The 19,628-nt window shown below is 43.1% G+C and carries 16 protein-coding genes; 8 read left to right on the forward strand and 8 right to left on the reverse strand.

Going from position 1 to position 19,628, the window contains the following annotated elements; translation table 11 throughout:
• Positions 1-90 precede the first annotated feature (90 nt).
• Both C5745_RS00160 and C5745_RS00165 read left to right on the forward strand, forming a co-directional pair.
• Complete coding sequence (locus tag C5745_RS00160) at positions 91-3,108, forward strand: SusC/RagA family TonB-linked outer membrane protein (protein WP_105714939.1); 3,018 nt, start codon at positions 91-93, stop codon at positions 3,106-3,108.
• Between the two features lie 126 nt (positions 3,109-3,234).
• Positions 3,235-4,872, forward strand: a complete 1,638-nt coding sequence (locus tag C5745_RS00165) for a RagB/SusD family nutrient uptake outer membrane protein (RefSeq protein ID WP_105714940.1) — start codon at positions 3,235-3,237, stop codon at positions 4,870-4,872.
• Between the two features lie 67 nt (positions 4,873-4,939).
• Here the strand turns inward: C5745_RS00165 and C5745_RS00170 are convergent, their stop codons facing one another.
• The 4 genes from C5745_RS00170 to C5745_RS00185 all read right to left on the reverse strand — a co-directional run bounded on the left by C5745_RS00170 (position 4,940) and on the right by C5745_RS00185 (position 9,214).
• Positions 4,940-5,626, reverse strand: coding sequence for a response regulator transcription factor (locus C5745_RS00170; protein WP_105714941.1), 687 nt, complete (start codon positions 5,624-5,626; stop codon positions 4,940-4,942).
• 196 nt (positions 5,627-5,822) lie between these two features.
• Positions 5,823-7,235, reverse strand: a complete 1,413-nt coding sequence (locus tag C5745_RS00175) for a sensor histidine kinase (protein ID WP_105714942.1) — start codon at positions 7,233-7,235, stop codon at positions 5,823-5,825.
• A 79-nt stretch (positions 7,236-7,314) separates the two neighbouring features.
• A complete protein-coding gene (locus tag C5745_RS00180; protein ID WP_105714943.1) occupies positions 7,315-8,721 on the reverse strand; it encodes a sugar MFS transporter in 1,407 nt (468 codons plus the stop codon).
• 85 nt (positions 8,722-8,806) lie between these two features.
• A complete protein-coding gene (locus tag C5745_RS00185) occupies positions 8,807-9,214 on the reverse strand; it encodes an RNA-binding S4 domain-containing protein (protein WP_105714944.1) in 408 nt (135 codons plus the stop codon).
• Positions 9,215-9,330: 116 nt separating this feature from the next.
• Here C5745_RS00185 and C5745_RS00190 point away from each other — a divergent pair, with 116 nt between their 5' ends.
• The 4 genes from C5745_RS00190 to brnQ are packed head-to-tail and all read left to right on the forward strand — an operon-like array spanning position 9,331 to position 12,880.
• A complete protein-coding gene (locus C5745_RS00190) occupies positions 9,331-10,152 on the forward strand; it encodes a 2,3,4,5-tetrahydropyridine-2,6-dicarboxylate N-succinyltransferase (RefSeq protein ID WP_105714945.1) in 822 nt (273 codons plus the stop codon).
• Complete coding sequence (locus C5745_RS00195) at positions 10,152-10,733, forward strand: L-threonylcarbamoyladenylate synthase (RefSeq protein WP_105714946.1); 582 nt, start codon at positions 10,152-10,154, stop codon at positions 10,731-10,733. The genes C5745_RS00190 and C5745_RS00195 overlap by 1 nt, the downstream gene beginning before the upstream one ends.
• Positions 10,730-11,554, forward strand: a complete 825-nt coding sequence (gene folP, locus C5745_RS00200; RefSeq protein WP_105714947.1) for a dihydropteroate synthase — start codon at positions 10,730-10,732, stop codon at positions 11,552-11,554. Before C5745_RS00195 ends, folP begins: the two co-directional genes overlap by 4 nt.
• A gap of 18 nt (positions 11,555-11,572) precedes the next feature.
• Complete coding sequence (brnQ, locus tag C5745_RS00205) at positions 11,573-12,880, forward strand: branched-chain amino acid transport system II carrier protein (protein ID WP_105714948.1); 1,308 nt, start codon at positions 11,573-11,575, stop codon at positions 12,878-12,880.
• Here brnQ and metG read toward each other — a convergent pair.
• Positions 12,855-14,924, reverse strand: coding sequence for a methionine--tRNA ligase (metG, locus tag C5745_RS00210; protein WP_105714949.1), 2,070 nt, complete (start codon positions 14,922-14,924; stop codon positions 12,855-12,857). The genes brnQ and metG overlap by 26 nt on opposite strands.
• A 102-nt stretch (positions 14,925-15,026) precedes the next feature.
• Here metG and C5745_RS00215 point away from each other — a divergent pair, with 102 nt between their 5' ends.
• Positions 15,027-15,926 (forward strand): S66 peptidase family protein, encoded by a 900-nt coding sequence (locus C5745_RS00215; RefSeq protein ID WP_105714950.1) that lies wholly within the window; start codon positions 15,027-15,029, stop codon positions 15,924-15,926.
• Between the two features lie 273 nt (positions 15,927-16,199).
• Positions 16,200-17,789, forward strand: a complete 1,590-nt coding sequence (gene pckA / locus C5745_RS00220; protein WP_105714951.1) for a phosphoenolpyruvate carboxykinase (ATP) — start codon at positions 16,200-16,202, stop codon at positions 17,787-17,789.
• Between the two features lie 79 nt (positions 17,790-17,868).
• Here the strand turns inward: pckA and C5745_RS00225 are convergent, their stop codons facing one another.
• Genes C5745_RS00225 through C5745_RS00235 form a run of 3 tightly spaced genes read right to left on the reverse strand, consistent with a single transcriptional unit; the run spans position 17,869 to position 19,556 of the window.
• Positions 17,869-18,333 (reverse strand): ABC transporter ATPase, encoded by a 465-nt coding sequence (locus tag C5745_RS00225; protein ID WP_105714952.1) that lies wholly within the window; start codon positions 18,331-18,333, stop codon positions 17,869-17,871.
• Positions 18,334-18,350: 17 nt separating this feature from the next.
• On the reverse strand, positions 18,351-18,887 hold the full coding sequence (locus tag C5745_RS00230; protein WP_105714953.1) for a DUF420 domain-containing protein: 537 nt from the start codon (positions 18,885-18,887) through the stop codon (positions 18,351-18,353).
• Positions 18,888-18,893: 6 nt separating this feature from the next.
• Complete coding sequence (locus C5745_RS00235) at positions 18,894-19,556, reverse strand: SCO family protein (RefSeq protein WP_243403191.1); 663 nt, start codon at positions 19,554-19,556, stop codon at positions 18,894-18,896.
• Positions 19,557-19,628: the final 72 nt, after the last annotated feature.

A 19,628-nucleotide genomic window follows, 5' to 3' on the forward strand; every position in this document is an offset into this window, starting at 1 on the left:
TATGTGCACGGCTCACCATAAATGCAAAAAAGAAGTTGTGCGTCACAATCGATTAGGGCCCGCAAAAACTGATAACTAAATATATACTCTATGAGAATAGCTAAACTTAAACAAGAAAAGATCCATCTTCTGACCAGAAAGTTCGTTCTACTACTGTGTGTTACCCTATGTTGTGTGACGAGTGTTCAGGCACAACAAACAGCCGTTGAAGGAACTGTCAGAGACGCGAAAACAAAGGATGCTTTGGCGGGAGCCACTATCCAATTGAAGGGAGAAAGTACAAGTGTACAGACAGATCAATCAGGAATCTTTAAAATCAATGCGGCACCTTCCGATATTCTGATCATCTCTTATATGGGATACAAAAGCAAGGAGAGTAGTATCGACAATCAGCGTTCCATCGACATTTTACTGGAATCTCAATTTACGGAAGTCGAAGAAGTTGTGGTTCAGGTGGGATACGGAAACCTAAAGCAACGTGAGGTAACGTCTGCTGTCGCCCATGTGGACTCTTCCCAATTTAGACAGAGTGGCGCCCGTAGTCCATTGGATTTAATACAAGGAAAAGTTGCCGGTATGCAGGTTACCAGAACGAGTGGATCAAATCCCAATTCAAGCCCTAATGTACAATTACGTGGCGTCGTTTCGGTCGCGGGTTCAGCAAGCCCTTTATATGTCATTGACGGTATCCCTGGAGGAAACATGGACCTGCTTCAGCAGGATGACATCTTGTCTATTGACGTTTTAAAGGATGGCTCAGGAGCTGCTATTTACGGCTCAAGTGCTAACGCCGGAGTTATTCTCGTTACAACAAAAAAAGGGAAGGCTGGCCCTGCACAATTTTCTTACAACAATTACATCCGTAAAGAGTATTTACAAAGAAGACCTGACGTTTTGTCCGCACGAGAATTCAGAGAAAAAATCGCTACGGGGGAACTCCCTGAAAGCGTAGCCGATCGAGGTTATAACACCGACTTCTACGATATGATCATCAATCATAACAATATTTCTCATAACCATAACTTAGCAATGAGTGGGGGAACTGCCGAAACAAACTACAGGGCGAGTGCTAATTATAGAAACCTCGAAGGCATTGGGCTGGAGAATGGCAGGCAGGAGTTTGGCGCTAGGTTAAATATTAATCAACGCGGCCTTGACGATAGACTAAATATTATGATGAATCTTGCCACAAACTTCAACAACGCAAATTTGCTAGGGGGCGGTGGATGGGAAAGTGAAGCGTTTAAAAATCCTACATTCTCTAATTTTAATGATGATGGATCTTATTATTTCGACCTCCAAAGCACGAACCAATACGCCCGCCTTATGCAGGAGACAAGTCGCAGGAAACAACAGACGACATCCGCGGACTTCAAAGCCGACCTAGATATCCTACCCGGATTAAAGGGATCAGTATTCGGGTCTTATCAACGGAATGCATACAACGATAGCCAATACGCTCCCCAAAACAGCGAAAGTTCGCTCGAGAATACCGATTATCCAGGGGGCGCATATGCAGCAAAAAGCGACTTTCTTTCACAGTCTTATGCTTTCGAACCGACGCTCCATTTCAGCAAGCTATTGGGAACACAGCACAATTTTACAGCTATCGGTGGATACAGCTATCGGTACTATATTGAAGAAGGAATGAATGCTTCAAATCGAGGCTTTATTAACGATCTTTTCCGTGAAGATAATCTAGGTCAGGGAGAAGCACTCATCGATGGAAGAGCTACCATGGGTAGCTTTAAAAACGATAACACCTTAATAGCTTTCTTCGGTAGGGTTAACTATTCCTTTGCAGATAAATACATGTTTCAAGCAATTGTGCGCAGAGAGGGATCAAGCCGTTTTGGCGAAAACAACAAGTGGGGAACATTTCCTGCCGTGTCCGCCGGCTGGAATTTATCCGAAGAAGATTTTATGGAAGAAATGGATTTTGTAGACTTCTTGAAACTGCGGCTGGGATATGGCGTTACCGGGAATTCAGGATTTGCCAACAATGCCTCTCGGGTCACATTAGGTGGAGGAGGTCGATATCTGTATCCTGACGGCCAGTATAGAGAGACGTATGGTCCGAACAGAAACCCAAATCCCAATTTACGTTGGGAGACCAAACACGAGGTAAACCTCGGTGTGGATTTTACCCTTTTCAGACAGCGATTATCCGGGAGTTTGGATCTGTTCCAAAGGAAAACAGTCGATCTATTGGATACGTATGACTCTCCCCAACCGCCATTCATACAATCATCCATTTATACCAACGTGGGAACGATATCTTCAAGAGGCATAGAGTTAGCTTTTAATTACAAAGCTATTACAAAAGAACATTTCAAATGGGGTATTGACGTAGCAGCTAGCACAACACGAAATGTATTAGATACCTATTCCAATGATGTATATACCCGGGAATATAAAGATTTCGGAAGTATCGGTGGCGCAGGAGATCTAGGAAATGCCTTCATTACGTATGAGGGCGAAAAAGTCGGTCAGTTTTGGGGGAAACGCTTCGCAGGTTTTACAGATGAAGGAAAGTGGTTATTCTATAATAGGAATGGAGAAGCTGTCCGTAACGATCAGATAAACTACTCGAAAGATAGGGACATGACCGACCTCGCCCCTATAGGAAATGCTGTTCCAAAGTACTATCTATCCTTGAACAACAGTTTCAACTATAAACGTTTTGATTTTCGGGTGTTTATGCGCGGAAAATTCGGTTACGACATATTAAACACCACTGCTTTGACCTACGGAAATAAAGTCTGGACAGGCAACCTCCTAAGAGATGCGTTTACAAAATATGATGAAATTGATGACACTTACATGTATTCTGACTATTATCTAGAAAACGGTAGTCATTGGAAACTTGATGAAATAACTGTTGGCTATACCTTTAATATACCTTCAACAACGATTAAAAACCTCCGTGTTTATTTAACTGGCCAAAACTTGGCAACCATTACAAGTTACTCTGGTAGCGATCCTGATTTTATTTCTGATACGGGACTAGGAAACGCAGATGCAAACGGCCGGTCCCTGGGGATAGACAGCCGAGGTGCTTATCCCAGTACACGCTCGTTCTTGTTTGGAATCAATTTTGGCTTTTAGCCATAATCCTTGGCGAATTATCGAACTACCTATTTAAATTAATTAATATACGAAGCTCTTGAGCACCTCTTTGTTAAACGTCGGTAAACCAATTGGTAGCTTCATCACTATTAAAATTTTATACGAATGAAAAAATTTATAATAATAACATACGTCATTGCGGGTCTTTTCGGGGCAACCGCTTGTACAGATTTGACTGAAAATGCATATGATCAACTGCTCACAGATAACTTCTACAACAATAGAAACGAAGTCATATCAGCTGTTTTGCGTCCTTACACACACGCAAACGCATGGATAACACCGTCTGGACAGGACGGCTGGTGGCGACCCGCAGAACTTTCAGCTGACCAGCTAGCTTGGCCTACTAAGGGCCGGCACGGGGAAGATGGAGGAAAATGGAAGCGACTACACTACCATACGTGGACCGTTGATGAAGGTGGACTCGCAAACGCGTGGCGATTAATGTATTGGGGTATGGGGTTATGCAACGATCCAATCGCAAATATTACGGAGCGCGCAAGTGCTGACATGGGTATTACAGATGAGGAAAAAGCATCTTTTATCGCAGAACTGAAGTTGCTACGTGCATTCCACTACCTTAAAATAATGGATCTATTCGGAAACATTCCCGTGGTCACGGTAGTTGGTGAACCCCAGCAACCAGAAACAGTAGTTCGGGAGGAGGTCTTCCATTTTATAGAATCGGAGATTTTAGAAAACATCGAACTTGTACCCGAACTCTCTTCCGCCATGCTTGGAAGAATGTCCAAAGCCGGAGGTTATGCTATGCTCGTAGAGCTATACCTTAATGCAGAGGTTTGGACAGGTACGCCAAGATGGGACGATTGTATCGCCGCGGCGGACCATCTTATAAATGGACGAGGTGGCGCTCAAAATGGTGTAATGGAACTAGACCCCAATATTGAGGATCAGTTTGGCACCACCAACCATTTGTCAAAGGAAGTTATTTTTTCTATTGCTTATGACTATTCCAGAGCGAACTTCCAACCGTCGTGGACTGGCGAATTCTATCATTTCCAACAACGTGAAATCTATGGTGGCGGTCGAAATGGGAACAATGGTGTCGTCGTGATCCCAGGAGTGTATGAAAAATATGCAGATGAAGATTTACGAAAATCTTCTTGGCTTCTGGCCGGGGATCAATTAAATTTCGCTACCGGCGAACCTGTTCTTGGATCAGAAGAATATAATGGGAGGCCTCTCGTATTCGTAGACGAAATAAGGCGGATATCGGCAGGGGGTATATCCTCGACCATGAGCGATGGTGAGGAAAATTCCGGTATCCGCTTTAACAAATATAAGCTTGGTAATCAGCTTGAAGGAGTCGACGGGACGCCTATCGATGAAAACTATAATAACACGGATTGGAATGTATACCGTCTGACATGGATATATTTCGCCAAAGCTGAAGCGCTTATGCGCAAAAACAATGGTATAGCTACGCAGGAAGCGGTTGAGCTAATTAATCTGTGCAAAGAAAGAGCCTTTACGGAGACTGACTGGCAGGATCATGCATACACAACAAGTAGCCTAACGTTAGAAGAACTGCTCGAGGAAAGAGGAAGAGAATTTATTTTCGAAGGTTTTCGACGGAACGATCTCATACGCTTTGATAAGTTCCATAGCACGACCTGGTGGGATCACAACACAAGCGATGCTTACCGCACATTATTTCCTATACCACAACAACAACGAGATATGAATCCCAATCTCCAGCAAAACTCGGGGTATCCAGGATAGCAACGATAAAACGATAGCGATACTTCCTATGTTTGTGGTTAACAAATGTAGGAATATCCTATCCTGTTTAAAAAGATCGCGCTTTCATAATGAATCCCACTTTAAATACTGTTTCCAATTCCACAGATTCGGAGAATCGAAGAATTTTGCGTATCCGACTGATAAACACATCCAAGCTACGCCCCAAGAAATAGTCATCATTGCCCCATATTTCTATCAAAATATCCGATCTCTTCAACACGGTGTTTTCGTGTGCGAGCAGGAACTCCCACAATTCGAATTCCCGCGTAGTGAGCCTATACTGTTTTTGCCCGCCAATAGTCAAACGCATCGTATTACGGTCTAGCACTACGTCACCTAGTCGCAATTCTCCACGTGTAGCCTCGCCGCTATTCCTGTTTAAAATGTTATGGATACGCCATACCAGTTCTTCGGCGTCGAAAGGCTTGGTTATGTAATCAGCAGCCCCCAGTTTTAATCCTCTTAATCGGGTCTGGCGTTGGTTTCTAGCTGTCAGGAATAAAAAATCCACCGATGACTTTATTTTCCGTATGTCCTCAATCAATTCAAACCCATCCATGCCGGGCAACTGTATATCAATAATCAGCAGATCAAAATCCTCCGCTTTACAACTCTCTATGGCTCCAAAACTACTAGGTACCAATCGTGTCGTGAAGCCTACTGCGTTTAGATAGTTTTTCACCTCCTGACCTAGATCTTGATTGTCTTCTATCAATAAAAGCTTCCCTTTCATCCTCAAATAGGTCTTAAAACCGAACTTTACGTGATTGCCAGCTAGCGGCTTTAGCTAAATGGAGTCGCCTAAATCTCCCGTTTGTTCCACCAAAGCTAGCGTTCATCCCTCCGTAAACTTGTTAACGAAATGTTAACAACAAAAAGAGAACCAATACGGGGAGAAAACAAAGTTATTTCATTATTTATAGGATCTCTTACGGAATCATGATGGTAATTACCGTGCCACCCTCGGCTTTATTTTTCATCTCCAGTTTCCAGCCGTGAATACGTATCATTTGCTCCACATAGTAAAGTCCCAAACCAAGGCCTCCCTTTTCTTTACCCAATTTTCCTTGATAAAACTTCCCGAAAACGTGATGCCGTTCCAAACGGTCTATCCCCACCCCATTGTCCGAAACCTCTATGATAATATGGTTATTTTCCAAAAATAACCAGACCGTGACTTCTTTCTTTTCATTATCATTATGCTTTACGCCATTATCTATCAAATTATTGATCGCCGTTGTCAGCAGAAATAAGTCGTAATTTGCAAAAAAATCATCTTTTCCCACTTCTAGATCAAGGAAAACATCCGGTGCATGAACATATTTCAAACGCAAATCGTACACGATGGTGTCCAGATCTTCCGACAGACTCCGATATTCCATAGACACTTGATGGGGATTGAACATCGATATACCGATTGCCTGGTCAATCAAGTGATCGATGCGTTGCGACTGCCTTTCAATAACCTCTATGCTCTGCGATACACGCTTGTTATGGAGGCCTTGTGTTTCCCGAACCAGATTTTTTACGGAAACGGCTATAGAAGCTATAGGTGTTTTAAATTCGTGGGTAATACTATTCAAGAAATCTTGTGAGATCTCATTTAGCTTTTTCTGCTTCTGCCAATTGCGAAATGTACGTATATACGTAACAGCTATTACCAACACACTGATCGCTGAGAGCGCCAACAATGGAAAGATCTTTCTAAAAACCTCGTATCCATGGGTTAGATTCAGACCATAAAGGGTAAACTTAACAAGATAGCTATATGCTGAAGAAGAGCTTACAGAAACCGAGCTAATGATATTATTGGAACTGACATAAGTACTGTCACCGTCAATAAGTGCAGGCAGCGGTCGATCCTGCGCAACCAGACTGAAATAATTTCTGCCATCCATCGATACAGCTAAATCATCAAGCGTTAGAGCATAGCCATACATTTCGCGATCCAAATGCAACGGTTCCAAAATAGCACATAATAAAGAATCTATGTTCGATTTTATACGTAATTCGGCAACCACATGGCGGTGGATAGCCCGCAAAGAATCGGTTAACACAATATGGCTGCTACTGTCCGCCCGATATAACGACTGCAAAATCTCCTTAGACAGGTAGCGGTCAATTACTTCCTGTCCGCCCGGGTATAACTTATCGTTGATGATGGCGTGTTCGTACGCGTCTTTTACGCCCTTTTTCTCTGCTTTCGAATATTCCCTATTTTCAATTTCGTAAGAACTTGACAGGAGTTTATATTGAAGACAAAGCAGCACGAAAAAACAGACTGTCGCTAATACCCGCAATATGCGGTCACGCTCCATGTTGTTAAGAAACCGTTTTTTCATCTCATCTATCTTGCCCTTACGAGATTGTACTCATGTGCATAAAGGCTGAGCGTCTAAAATAACCTCCCGAAATCAGTGCTTAATGTCCCGAAGACGCCGTTACTGTCTTAGTGCTACCGTCCAAACCTTTTCTAAAACAGTAATATCCAAAGTACACCAAATATAGATAACAGACCGCAGGGAGCAGAAAAGATTCGTTAAGCCCAATATAGTCGGCTATTGCCCCTTGCCCCAACGGCACCAAAGCGCCTCCTAATATCGACATAACCAAAAGCGAAGACCCTTGGCTGGTATATTCTTTCAATCCTGAAATCGCTAATGTAAAGATATTTGACCACATGACCGAGTTGAACAATCCAATAGCCACTATTGACCATAAGGCTAACGCTCCCGGACCAAAAACAGTCAGTAAGATTAGCAATACATTCATCATAGCAAAAAACAGCAAAGTTCTTGACGCAACAAACCTCCCCACATAAAATAGTATTAGGTTGCCTAACACCAACAATCCGAACATCCAAACCTGCTGCAACGGTAAATCGACGATACTGAAAATAAGCCCAGTAATGGCGCAGGCAACGCACAGCATATACACGATTTTTTTTGTTAACGAGATCGCATTGTTAAAGGAAATAGCCCCAAGAAAACGCCCTATCATTGCGCCTCCCCAATATAAAGAAAGGTAATTTTTGGCTACAGCTTCGGACATGCCCCCTATCTCGGGTAAGTTTAAAAAGTTAATTAAGAAACTTCCGATAGCCACTTCCGCGCCTACATAGCAAAAAATTCCGATGGCACCCAATCTAAGTTGCGGAAACCGAAGGGCGCCAAGTCCAAGAGCGGAAGTATCATCGTTTTTGAACACAGGCAGCTTGACAAGTTTCACGAGGATAAAAAGCAATAGGAACACTACGCCGAAGAATAAATAGGGGAACTTTGTTTCTGATCCCGTTATTTCTGTACCGTCAGCAAACAGTTCAAATATCAAATATCCTCCTAATATTGGTGCAATAGTGGTCCCCAACGAATTAAATCCTTGAACCAGATTCAGCCTACCTGATGCCGTATGCTGCTCACCCAAAAGAGCTACAAACGGATTTGCCGTAATCTGTAACAAGGTAAAACCGATACCCAAAATAAAAAAAGCTGAAAGGAACAAACCATACTGTACAAAAGCCGCCGCCGGGTAAAACAAAAAACAACCTATAGCCGATACGAGTAGCCCCAATAAGATACCGTTTTTATAGCCTATCCGATTTATTGGATCCGATTTAAAATAAGAAATCAAAAAATAGATCAAAGATCCGATAAAATAGGCTCCAAAAAAGCAAAATTGAACAAGCATAGCCTGTAAATAGGATAACCGAAACAATTCTTTTAAATGTGGGATCAATATGTCGTTCATACACGTAATAAATCCCCACATAAAAAATAGTGACGTAAGTGTTGCCAACGCTAAACGATGGGTGGTTTGTTTTCTTTCCATATACACAGATTGATTATTCCTATAATAAAGCTTTAAAGATAGTCTTTTTCAAAAAGGAAGGATATTGGTTAACAACTTGTTAACACTAATCCTCCGTATCTTCCCACCAGTCCGATTTCAAATCGTCAATTTCCCGACGGTCTTTTTTGGTAGGCCGTCCTGTCCCTTGATCGCGTTTCAGAACCGGCGCGTGAAAGGTAGATTTATAGGCATACGTTTCTTCTTCCGGTGTCTTGTCTTCATAAAATTGTACGGCTGTTTTAGCATCAACCCGTCTTTCCAATAACCCGGTCACTTGAATCATTTTGCGTTCGATACCTTTTTGAACGGAATAAAGCTCCCCTATTTTCACCATATAGGAAGGCTTTACGTTCTGTCCATTGAGTTTTACACGCCCCGCTTTACATGCCTCCGTAGCTAGGCTTCTCGTCTTGAATATACGAATCGCCCATAGATATTTATCGATTCGTAGTTTTTCCGTTTCTACTGCCATATAGCAAAAGTAAGATTTTTCGGGGAAGGTTTAATATTTTGCTATTCGGTGTTCGGGAATCGAAGCATTTTATATAAGTTTGTATTCAACCTTTCATTTTATAATACAGTAATTAAATGGATTTACACAAATTGCAAAAACTAATTGAGGACGCTTGGGAGAACAGGCAATTATTAGAATATAAAGAACATTATGAAGCTGTCAAAGTAGTGATTGACAAGCTTGACAAAGGAGAAATACGTGTGGCGGAGCCCATTGGTAGCCGCTGGCATGTAAACGATTGGATCAAAAAGGCCGTTATTCTTTACTTCCCTATTCAGGAAATGAAAGAAATAAGTAACAAACCTTTCGTTTACCATGATAAAATGGAGTTAAAGACCAATTATAAAGCCCTTGGCGTGCGTGTTGTTCCTGGGGCGAGTGCCCGCTACGGCGCGTATTTGTCAAAAGGTGTTATTATGATGCCTTCTTACGTAAACATCGGTGCTTACGTAGATGCAGGAACAATGGTCGATACCTGGGCTACCGTTGGCTCTTGCGCCCAAATCGGTAAAAATGTACATTTGAGTGGTGGTGTAGGTATCGGAGGTGTTCTCGAGCCCGTCCAAGCAGCACCTGTCATCATTGAGGACAATGTATTTGTAGGGTCCCGGGCAATTGTCGTCGAAGGTGTACATGTGGAAACGGAGGCCGTTTTAGGCGCGAACGTTGTATTGACGGCATCTACAAAAATCATTGACGTATCCGGTCCCGAGCCAGTGGAATATAAAGGTCACGTTCCAGCACGTTCGGTCGTTATACCAGGTTCTTACACCAAGAAATTTGCCGCTGGCGAATATCAAGTTCCTTGTGCATTGATTATTGGTCAACGTAAAGAATCGACAGACAAAAAAACATCTTTGAATGACGCACTACGCGATCATAACGTCGCTGTTTGATGAGATACGACGCGGTACATAAAGAAGATCTAGACAAAGCCCTCGAAACGTTGAAAAACGGAGGGCTTATTCTTTATCCTACGGATACTATTTGGGGTATTGGGTGCGATGCGGCAAATGCAGAAGCTGTAGAAAAAGTCTTTGCCTTGAAAGGGCGCGAGCAACACAAAAGCTTAATTATACTGCTACACAGTGACAATCAACTTGCTAGTTATGTAAATGACATACCGGAGGTGGCTTACGAATTGATCGAGTACGCCGAAAAGCCGCTGACAATTGTGTATTCTAACGCAAAAAATCTAGCTCCAAATGTTGTTGCCCCGGATGGCAGTATTGGTATCCGTATTGTACAACATCCTTTCTGCGAGCAATTATTGAAACGGTTTCGTAAACCTATCGTGTCTACATCTGCGAATATCAGCGGAGGGATTTCTCCTTCCTGTTTTGAAGATATTTCCGAGCGAATCAAGACAGGAGTTGATTATGTGGTAGCATACGGTCAAGATGAAAAAGGGGATGGCAAATCTTCTACTGTAATGAAACTAGACCCAAGCGGTAAATTCGAGTTCCTACGGAAATGACATTTACACAATCTATTAACGCTAACGGTCGGCTGATAACATTTGAGAAACCGCTCATTATGGGGATTCTAAATGTAACACCCGACTCGTTTTACGATGGCGGAAAACATAACAGCGCGGAACAAGCTTTAGTAAAAGCAGAGGAACTTATTACAGCGGGAGCTGATATAATCGACATTGGGGCTTACTCCTCCCGGCCTGGAGCATCTCCTGTTTCTCCGCAGGAAGAAATAAATAGAGTCGTACCGGTTATTCGCGAATTGTCTAAAAGACAGCCTAACATCACACTATCCGTTGATACGTTTCGCGCGGACGTTGCGGAAGTTTGTATAGCCGCCGGCGCGCACGTGATCAATGATATTTCGGGCGGTACGCTTGATAAAGATATGTTTGCTACAGTAGCCCGATTACAGGTTCCGTACGTTTTGATGCACATGCGCGGCACACCGCAAACGATGCAAACATTAACAGCTTACGACGATATCGTTGAAGATGTGGCAACAGCGCTGGGCGAAAAGATTGCAACCTTGCGCGCCTTAGGCGTCAAAGATATTATTCTTGACCCCGGTTTTGGATTTGCGAAAACCATTGAACAAAACCACGAACTACTACATCGTGTTGACGAACTACACTACTTTGGGCTTCCATTGTTAGGCGGAATATCACGCAAGTCGATGATCTATAAAAAGCTCAACACTACTGCCGAGGACGCTCTAGTCGGCACTATTGCGCTAAACACTGTATTGCTTACAAAGGGCGTCCAGCTCCTTCGTGTACACGATGTAAAAGAAGCAAAGCAACTAATTGAATTATTATTTTAAACATTATCAAATTTTATTTTGGGAAAGATACGAGATATTACGACAATAGGTTTTGCCTTATTTGCCATGTTTTTTGGAGCAGGAAACTTGCTGTTGCCCCCGTTTATCGGTCTACAAATAGGTAGTCATGTTTGGGTAACCATCTTAGCATTTGGTCTTACCGGTATCTTACTCCCTTTTCTTGGCATTTTATCCGTCACCAATTCCGGCAATGATTTCAACGATTTAGGCCATCGTATTAGCAAGAATCTCACGGCTATCTTAGGAGCAATTATCATGATCTGTATCGGACCATTAATCGCCACCCCACGAACCGCCGCGACCACGTATGAAGTGGGAGTCTTGCCTTTCTTTCCAGAAAGCGATCCCATTTGGACCTCTATTATTTTCTTCTGCATCGTTTGGCTGTTGGCTATTACTCCCACCAAAGTGGTGGATATCGTTGGGAGCTTTTTAACACCTATTCTCTTAGTTATCCTGACCGTATTGGTCGTATTAGGCCTTACAAATCCCATCGCACCTACAGAAGAAACCGCATTATCTGGCTCGACTTCCTTTACGCTCGGTTTTGTTGAAGGCTATCAAACGCTAGACGTACTCGCGTCGGTGATTTTCGCCGGAATTATTATCGCTGCGACCCGCGCCAAAGGCTACAGTAGCGTGGCAGAGAAAAATAAAATCGTTATTTCCGCAGGTATACTCGCAGCTATTTTTCTATTTTTTATCTATGGCGGGCTCATTTACCTCGGTGCAACTTCAGGCATAGAAAACAACGATATCAGCAGGTCAGCCTTGCTTCTACACATCGCCAACAGCCACCTAGGGCAGTATGGCACTGTCGCCATCGCCGTTAGTATTGGGCTGGCTTGTCTCACGACAGCTATCGCTTTAACCACGGGTGTTGGGTTCTTTTTTACCAAACTGACAAAGGGAAAGCTGAGCTACAAGCTACTGGTTACATTGACGTGCATCATCGCAGGAATTCTATCCGTTACTGGTGTAGACAATATTATTCAGTTTGCTTATCCCCCGCTGGCTTTCGTCTACCCTATTGTCATTACGCTGGTTTTATATATTGTTATCTTCGGGCGGCTCGTGAAGTCGAAGCTACCGTATGCGCTAGCATTAGTTGCTTCTACCATCATCGCGACGTTGAATGTCATGAAAATAGTGGACATCCTACACGCCGATATCTTGGCGTGGCTCACCCATATCCCCTTCTTTGCTTATGAGCTTGGTTGGGTAATACCTTCACTTATCTTTTTTGTCGTTGGGGTTCTCATAGGTTGGATCAAAAACCCTACCGTACCGAGCTCCCGGGCTTAATTGCGGTTGTTGGGTTTACAAAGTCCAATCTGCCGTCCGCATCTTCCGCCATCAAAATCATCCCTTGGGATGTGATGCCCTTGATAACCCTCGGTTCAAGGTTCACAAGAATAGATACCTGCTTACCAACAATATCTTCTGGATTAAAAAACTCCGCGATTCCGGAAACTACTGTTCGCTGATCGATGCCCGTATCGATTTTGAGCTTTAATAGCTTCTTCGTTTTAGCAACTTTTTCTGCTTCCAATACCGTACCCACACGGATATCCATTTTTAAGAAGTCATCATAACTGATATTTGCTTTTGCCGGTTCAGCTGGTGTTGCCACCGCCGCATTCTTAGCTTTAGCTTCTTGTAGTTTCTGCAGCTGAAAATCCACCTCCTCGTCGGTAATCTTTTCGAATAACAACTGGGCCTCACCGAGCATATGCGTTGAGGGAATAAGGTCCGGCTGCCCAGCATGCGCCCAATTCTGCGATTCCAACTTTAACATGGCGAATAACTTACGTGCCGTCTTCGGTAAAAACGGCTGCGCTAATACGGCTAAATTTGCAACAATCTGCGCTGCCACATATAAAACGGTTTTCACGCGAGCAGGATTTTCCTTGAATATTTTCCATGGTTCTTCATCAGCTAGATATTTATTACCCAAACGTGCTGCATTCATGAAGTGGCTCAATGCTTCTCGGAAGCGGTATTGACTGATCGACTGCGCGATGAGCTGGGGATAGTTCCCAAGCTCTTCCAGCACCGCCTGGTCACCTTGTGTTAGCGGTTCCTCCAACGAAACCTCCCCCTCAAAATACTTATGAGACAAAACCATTACCCGGTTCACAAAGTTACCTAAAATAGCGACTAGCTCATTATTTACACGTGCTTGAAAGTCTTTCCACGTGAACTCACTGTCGGATGTTTCTGGCAGAGTTGATGTCAGCACATATCGCAACTCGTCTTGTTTTTCAGGGAATTCCGCCAAATATTCATGTAACCATACCGCATGGTTTCGCGAAGTAGATAACTTATCGCCTTCTAAGTTTAAAAACTCATTCGCCGGAACATTTTCAGGCAGTATATATTCACCATGGGCATGCAATATTGCGGGAAAGGTAATACAGTGAAACACAATGTTATCCTTTCCAATAAAGTGAATCAAGGTGGAGTCATCTGACGCATCAGCCTGTTTCTTCCAATATTTCTCCCAATCTCGGTCGTTATCGATAGCCCATTGCTTCGTAGCCGAAATATAGCCGATGGGCGCATCCAGCCAAACATATAATTTCTTTCCTTGTGCTTCGCTAAGGGGAACATCAACGCCCCAATCTAAATCACGTGTCATCGAACGCGGCTGCAAACCCAGTTTCAACCAGGATTGGCACTGTCCAAAAACGTTCGATTTTAGCACGTCCTTTTTTCCCTCAATCAGCCATTTTTCCAACCAAGGTTGATATTTATCCAACGGAAGGTACCAATGCTTAGTCTCCCTCAATACAGGTGGCTTACCACTTAATGTGGATTTCGGGTTTATAAGGTCTGTTGGATTTAGTGAGGTGCCGCATTTTTCACATTGATCGCCGTAAGCTCCTTCATTATGGCAATGCGGACATGTGCCCACAATATAGCGATCGGCTAAGAACTGCTGGAACTCCTCGTCAAAATACTGTTCAGAAAACTTTTCTATAAACTCGCCTTTTTGATATAGGTTCATGAAAAACTCCTGCGACAGTTCGTGATGCACCTGCTCCGAGGTGCGATGATATATATCGAACTCGATACCAAACTCGGCAAAGCTCTCCTTAATTTGTTGATTGTACTTATCGATAATCTCCCGAGGCGTTACCCCTTCTTTCTTTGCTTTTATAGTGATCGCCGCTCCGTGCTCGTCCGAGCCGCAAACAAACACAACATCTTTATTATTTAGGCGTAGAAAGCGTGCAAAAATATCAGCTGGAACATATGCCCCGGCCAAATGTCCGATATGTAAAGGACCGTTGGCGTATGGTAAAGCCGAAGTAATAGTAAAACGATTTTTAGTGAGAATACTCAACGTATAATGATTTTTAAGTTGACAATAGCAATGAAAAAAAACAAATACTTGTTTCTTTGACAAAGATAACTCAAATTGCGCGTATAATAATAAAGGTTTGATATGAAAACACCAGAATTTCTTAAAGAAGGAGACAAAGTCGCTATCATTTGCCCAGCGAGCTATATCAAAGGTAACATTGATATAGCGCTAAAAATCTTTAGTGATTGGGGACTTCAGGTGGAAGTTGGCACCAGTGTGACTACTAGGTTCCATCAATTTGCAGGAACAGACGAGGTGCGAAGACAAGACTTACAAGCGGCGCTCGACAACCCAGAAATTAAGGCTGTTTTCGCCGCTCGCGGAGGATATGGTACGGTTCGGATTATAGATCAGCTAGACTTCAGGAAGTTTAAAAGGCATCCAAAGTGGATTGTCGGCTTCAGCGACATTACCGTGCTACACGCTCATCTCCATCATCAGGTCGGCGTATGTAGCATACATGGTCAAATGCCAAAATCATTCGATGAAAGTACCAAAGACGCACTAACTTCGCTAAAGTGTGCACTTTTTGGACATGGCATGGATGGTCAATATACCCAATGTACATTTCCTAACCGTTCAGGAGAAGGCTCCGGCCAATTGATAGGCGGAAATCTCGCCATCCTCCACAGTATGCTGGCCTCCCCCTCTGACGGCCTCTATGATAATAAGATCCTTTTTATCGAGGACGTTGGCGAACAGCACTATAACATCGACCGAATGTTATGGACCCTTAAAAGAGCAAATAAATTTGCTAGGCTAAACGGCTTAATTGTAGGAAGCTTTACGTCACTAAAAGACAGCAGCCCTTCCTTCGGTCAACGGTTCGAAGAAATAATCATGGATAAAGTTGCCGAATACGATTTTCCCGTTTGCTTTGATTTTCCCGCTGGCCATATCGACAACAACCATAGTCTTATTATGGGGAAAGAAATTACACTGAAAATAAATCAAGAAAGGACTTGGATAAGGTACAGTTAAAAATAAGCAGGGCTCGCCGCTACAAAAATAAATACACGCCATAAAAAACGAAGAAAATTTTACAATCCACCCATTAGAACAGATTTATATTTCGATTTTGACATTTATACATTTACATTAAATTCCCAATACGCTAGTTTCAATTTCGCTGAAGTTCGCTTTTCAATGCGCAAATGATAAAAATTAATCTATTTTGTTCGTTTTTTCGCGAAAATTATTCTATCTCTTTTTTCTCTAGATATTCTCCATACCTTAGTTCCGTAAAACTAAATAATGATTATTATGGTGATGGTAGACACCTCTTCTTCAAATGTTTATCTTAATCAAGATGCAAAAACCTTAGTCCAGCAGACGTTGACGCGTGGACAAGGAAAACTTAATGACACAGGCGCATTATGTATTCAAACGGGAAAATTCACAGGCCGCTCACCCAAGGACCGCTTTATCGTCCGTGATGAGATAACCTCCGATACGGTTGACTGGGGCGGAATTAACATTCCTATCGCTACCGAAGTCTTTGACAAGCTTCTAAGTAAGATGAATACTTTTATTCGAGGCCGCGAAATTTGGATGCGTAATTGCTATGCAGGAGCAGACCCCTCCTATCGACTCAGCGTCACCGTAATCAATACGACTCCCTGGGCAAACCTGTTCTGTCATCATCTTTTCCTGCGACCTTCAGATCGCGAAATGGACAACTACAAACCAGAATGGGTTATCTTTCAAGTACCAGAATTTCTAGCAGATCCCGACATCGATGGCACACGGCAAGAAAATTTTACTATTATTAATTTTGCCAAAAAAATGATTCTGATCGGCGGATCTGCCTACACCGGCGAAATGAAGAAAGGTATATTTTCTGTGTTAAACTTCGTGTTACCACACCAACACGGTGTACTCCCGATGCACTGCTCTGCAAATGAAGGTGAACAGGGCGACATCGCGCTATTTTTCGGCTTGAGCGGTACAGGCAAGACAACATTATCGGCCGATGCGAGCCGTAAATTAATCGGTGATGACGAACACGGCTGGACAGATCGCGCGGTATTTAATTTCGAAGGAGGCTGCTATGCCAAATGCATCGATCTAAGCGCCGATAAAGAGCCGCAGATACATGCGGCGATAAAACATCCGGCACTCTTAGAAAACGTAAGCTTTAAAGATGGGACTTCTACTGTGGATTACAGCAATGCCGATCTTACCGAGAATACACGGGCAGCATATCCTATTTATCATATAAAAAACGCCAAGAAACATTCTATAGGAAACACGCCGAAGAACATCTTTTTTCTGACTTGTGATGCTTTCGGCGTCCTACCACCTATTTCAAAGCTGACGCCTGCACAGGCAATGTACCACTTTCTATCTGGATATACGGCCAAGGTTGCTGGGACAGAAGTCGGCATCCGCGAACCACAACCTACATTTTCTGCATGCTTTGGAAAAGTTTTTTTGCCGCTCCACCCGACGGTTTATGCAGAACTAATGGGAGAAAAGTTAAAGGAGAATCCAGAAGTTAGGGTTTGGTTGGTTAACACGGGCTGGACCGGAGGAGCCTATCCAGCGGGAAAGAGGATCAGTTTACAGTATACACGCGCTATGGTACAGGCAGCCATCCAGGAAGAATTCGCCCTTCAGACGTTTAGACCCCACCCGTATTTTGGAATCCTTATACCTGAAGCGTGTCCTAGTGTCCCTACTGGAATTCTTAATCCAAGAAATACGTGGGAAAACAAGTTAGCATATGACCGACAAGCCCAAAGTCTGGCCGAGCTTTTCATTCAAAATTTCGATCAATATAAGGCGGAAGCAAGCGAAGAGATCAAAAACGCCGGTCCGAAATTGATACAAGTAGCGCTGTAAAGCATTGGGGCAACCGTAACGGATTGCCCCAAAAATAAATATAACGATCATCAAGCGATCACGTGGTGACCATAGCATGTTATAAAAAAACCTTGCCGTGCCAACTATCTTTCATTGGCACTTCCCATTTCATATCTAGCTCCTGCACTGAGGTTATCATATTGTTGAAAACAACCACCCTGTCGTGATCAATCTCGCCCGTCCGCAACAACTCTCTAAAATTCTCTTGGGAAACCACTTGAATAGGTGCATTAGCCTCTCTGCGGTAGGCGAGCTGCAACCGATCAAATAGAGAAATGCCGAGTTCTTGCTCTATCTTTTTCAGGAGATGAACTGACTTATCAATGGAACACCCAGTAACCATCGCTTTCTCTTCATCCACCTTTAATATGATGAATAAACTGTAACGGATCTCATATGAACCGGCCAGTTGACTACCATGCGCAGTCCATTGCTGCACAAATTCTTCTAAGATTTGTTCGATTTTCTGCACCTCTTCCGTCTCGAAGAAACGATTGCTTTGGTATATCCAGACTCTTTGCATAACTATTGTAAGTTAGATTAACTATAGTACGGCGAAATCATTAAATAGACAATCACACCTGTTACCGCGACGTATAACCACATGGGGTAAGTAATACGTGCTAGTCTCCTGTGTCGCTCGTACGCGCCAGCAATACCGCGTACAAAAGTAAAGAGCACAAAGGGAATAATAATCACCGACAAGACAATGTGGGTAATCAAAATAAAAAAGTATACATAACGTATAGTACCTTCGCCACCGTAGGACGTGGACTCGGAGGTCATGTGATAGGCTACATACATGACAAGAAAAGCGGCTGAGCAAGCCATACACGCTTTAATCAAGTTCTCGTGCAATCTTTGATTACCTCGTTTGATAGCGGCTACGGCCACAACCAACAATATAGCCGTCAACCCGTTAATCGTCGCATAAATAGGTGGCAAAAAAGTCAACGGTTCAACATCGAGCCCCATCCTACGTAGATTAACGCCAAACAAAGCCGCCACCACCAGGGGGATTACGATAGACAGCGCCACAATCCATTTCTTATACTTTTTCTCTTCTGCTGTAATCATACGTACCTATTTCGCTTTTTCTATTTTTAGTGATTTATTCCGAATTTCCTCCACCGCAAGCAATTTTATCTCGTCTTCCAGTCGATCTATTTCTCCCTTTAGACTGATATCATAAAAACCTCGAATACGGCTTTTAGCGTCCAATAACACGAGCTGGTTACTGATCAAAAAACGAGTCGAATCAGCTGGATCGGGCATGGCATCGATTAGCAATTGCTCCTGCGCATAACCAAAGATATCCACAGTAGGATTACTTACTAAGTTCCAATGCTTCGCTTCTATATTCCTATATCGATCGGCAAAGGCCTCCAGATCAGCTCGAGTATCCGTACTGTCTACCGAAATAGAGAAGAACTTTACCATCGGATTTTCTTGAAAACGTACTGCTAACATATCCACGTGGTCAAGCATCAAACGTGAAAAAGCAGCATCTCGAGTGTAAAAGAGATGAGCGACACTAATACAAGTATCACCCGCAGGAAAAGCAATTTTTTCACCAGCCGCGTCTTCAAAATAAATACGGTTTGCGGTATGAAAAATCGTATCCGGATACTCTCTACCCCAGTTACGCTTCATTTCACCACTCAATTCCTTATCTCCGAAAACAGGTAGTGACGCATATTCATTAAAGCCAAATCTATTAACGGCTATATATAAAAATCCTGGCACAAGTAAGATTAATGCCAGGATAATTATTGTTGATCTATTTCTTTGAGTGCGCTTACTCATTCAGCCCTCTCT

Source organism: Sphingobacterium haloxyli, assembly GCF_002980525.1.
GTDB classification, from domain to species: domain Bacteria; phylum Bacteroidota; class Bacteroidia; order Sphingobacteriales; family Sphingobacteriaceae; genus Sphingobacterium; species Sphingobacterium haloxyli.

What these genes read in the sequence shown, in the direction of transcription:
- C5745_RS00160 (WP_105714939.1), top strand. Translation starts at nt 91, where the DNA reads ATGAGAATAGCTAAACTTAAACAAGAAAAGATCCATCTTCTGACCAGA.
- C5745_RS00165 (WP_105714940.1), top strand. Translation starts at nt 3,235, where the DNA reads ATGAAAAAATTTATAATAATAACATACGTCATTGCGGGTCTTTTCGGG.
- C5745_RS00170 (WP_105714941.1), bottom strand. Translation starts at nt 5,626, where the DNA reads ATGAAAGGGAAGCTTTTATTGATAGAAGACAATCAAGATCTAGGTCAG.
- C5745_RS00175 (WP_105714942.1), bottom strand. Translation starts at nt 7,235, where the DNA reads ATGAAAAAACGGTTTCTTAACAACATGGAGCGTGACCGCATATTGCGG.
- C5745_RS00180 (WP_105714943.1), bottom strand. Translation starts at nt 8,721, where the DNA reads ATGGAAAGAAAACAAACCACCCATCGTTTAGCGTTGGCAACACTTACG.
- C5745_RS00185 (WP_105714944.1), bottom strand. Translation starts at nt 9,214, where the DNA reads ATGGCAGTAGAAACGGAAAAACTACGAATCGATAAATATCTATGGGCG.
- C5745_RS00190 (WP_105714945.1), top strand. Translation starts at nt 9,331, where the DNA reads ATGGATTTACACAAATTGCAAAAACTAATTGAGGACGCTTGGGAGAAC.
- C5745_RS00195 (WP_105714946.1), top strand. Translation starts at nt 10,152, where the DNA reads ATGAGATACGACGCGGTACATAAAGAAGATCTAGACAAAGCCCTCGAA.
- folP (WP_105714947.1), top strand. Translation starts at nt 10,730, where the DNA reads ATGACATTTACACAATCTATTAACGCTAACGGTCGGCTGATAACATTT.
- C5745_RS00215 (WP_105714950.1), top strand. Translation starts at nt 15,027, where the DNA reads ATGAAAACACCAGAATTTCTTAAAGAAGGAGACAAAGTCGCTATCATT.
- pckA (WP_105714951.1), top strand. Translation starts at nt 16,200, where the DNA reads ATGATTATTATGGTGATGGTAGACACCTCTTCTTCAAATGTTTATCTT.
- C5745_RS00225 (WP_105714952.1), bottom strand. Translation starts at nt 18,333, where the DNA reads ATGCAAAGAGTCTGGATATACCAAAGCAATCGTTTCTTCGAGACGGAA.
- C5745_RS00230 (WP_105714953.1), bottom strand. Translation starts at nt 18,887, where the DNA reads ATGATTACAGCAGAAGAGAAAAAGTATAAGAAATGGATTGTGGCGCTG.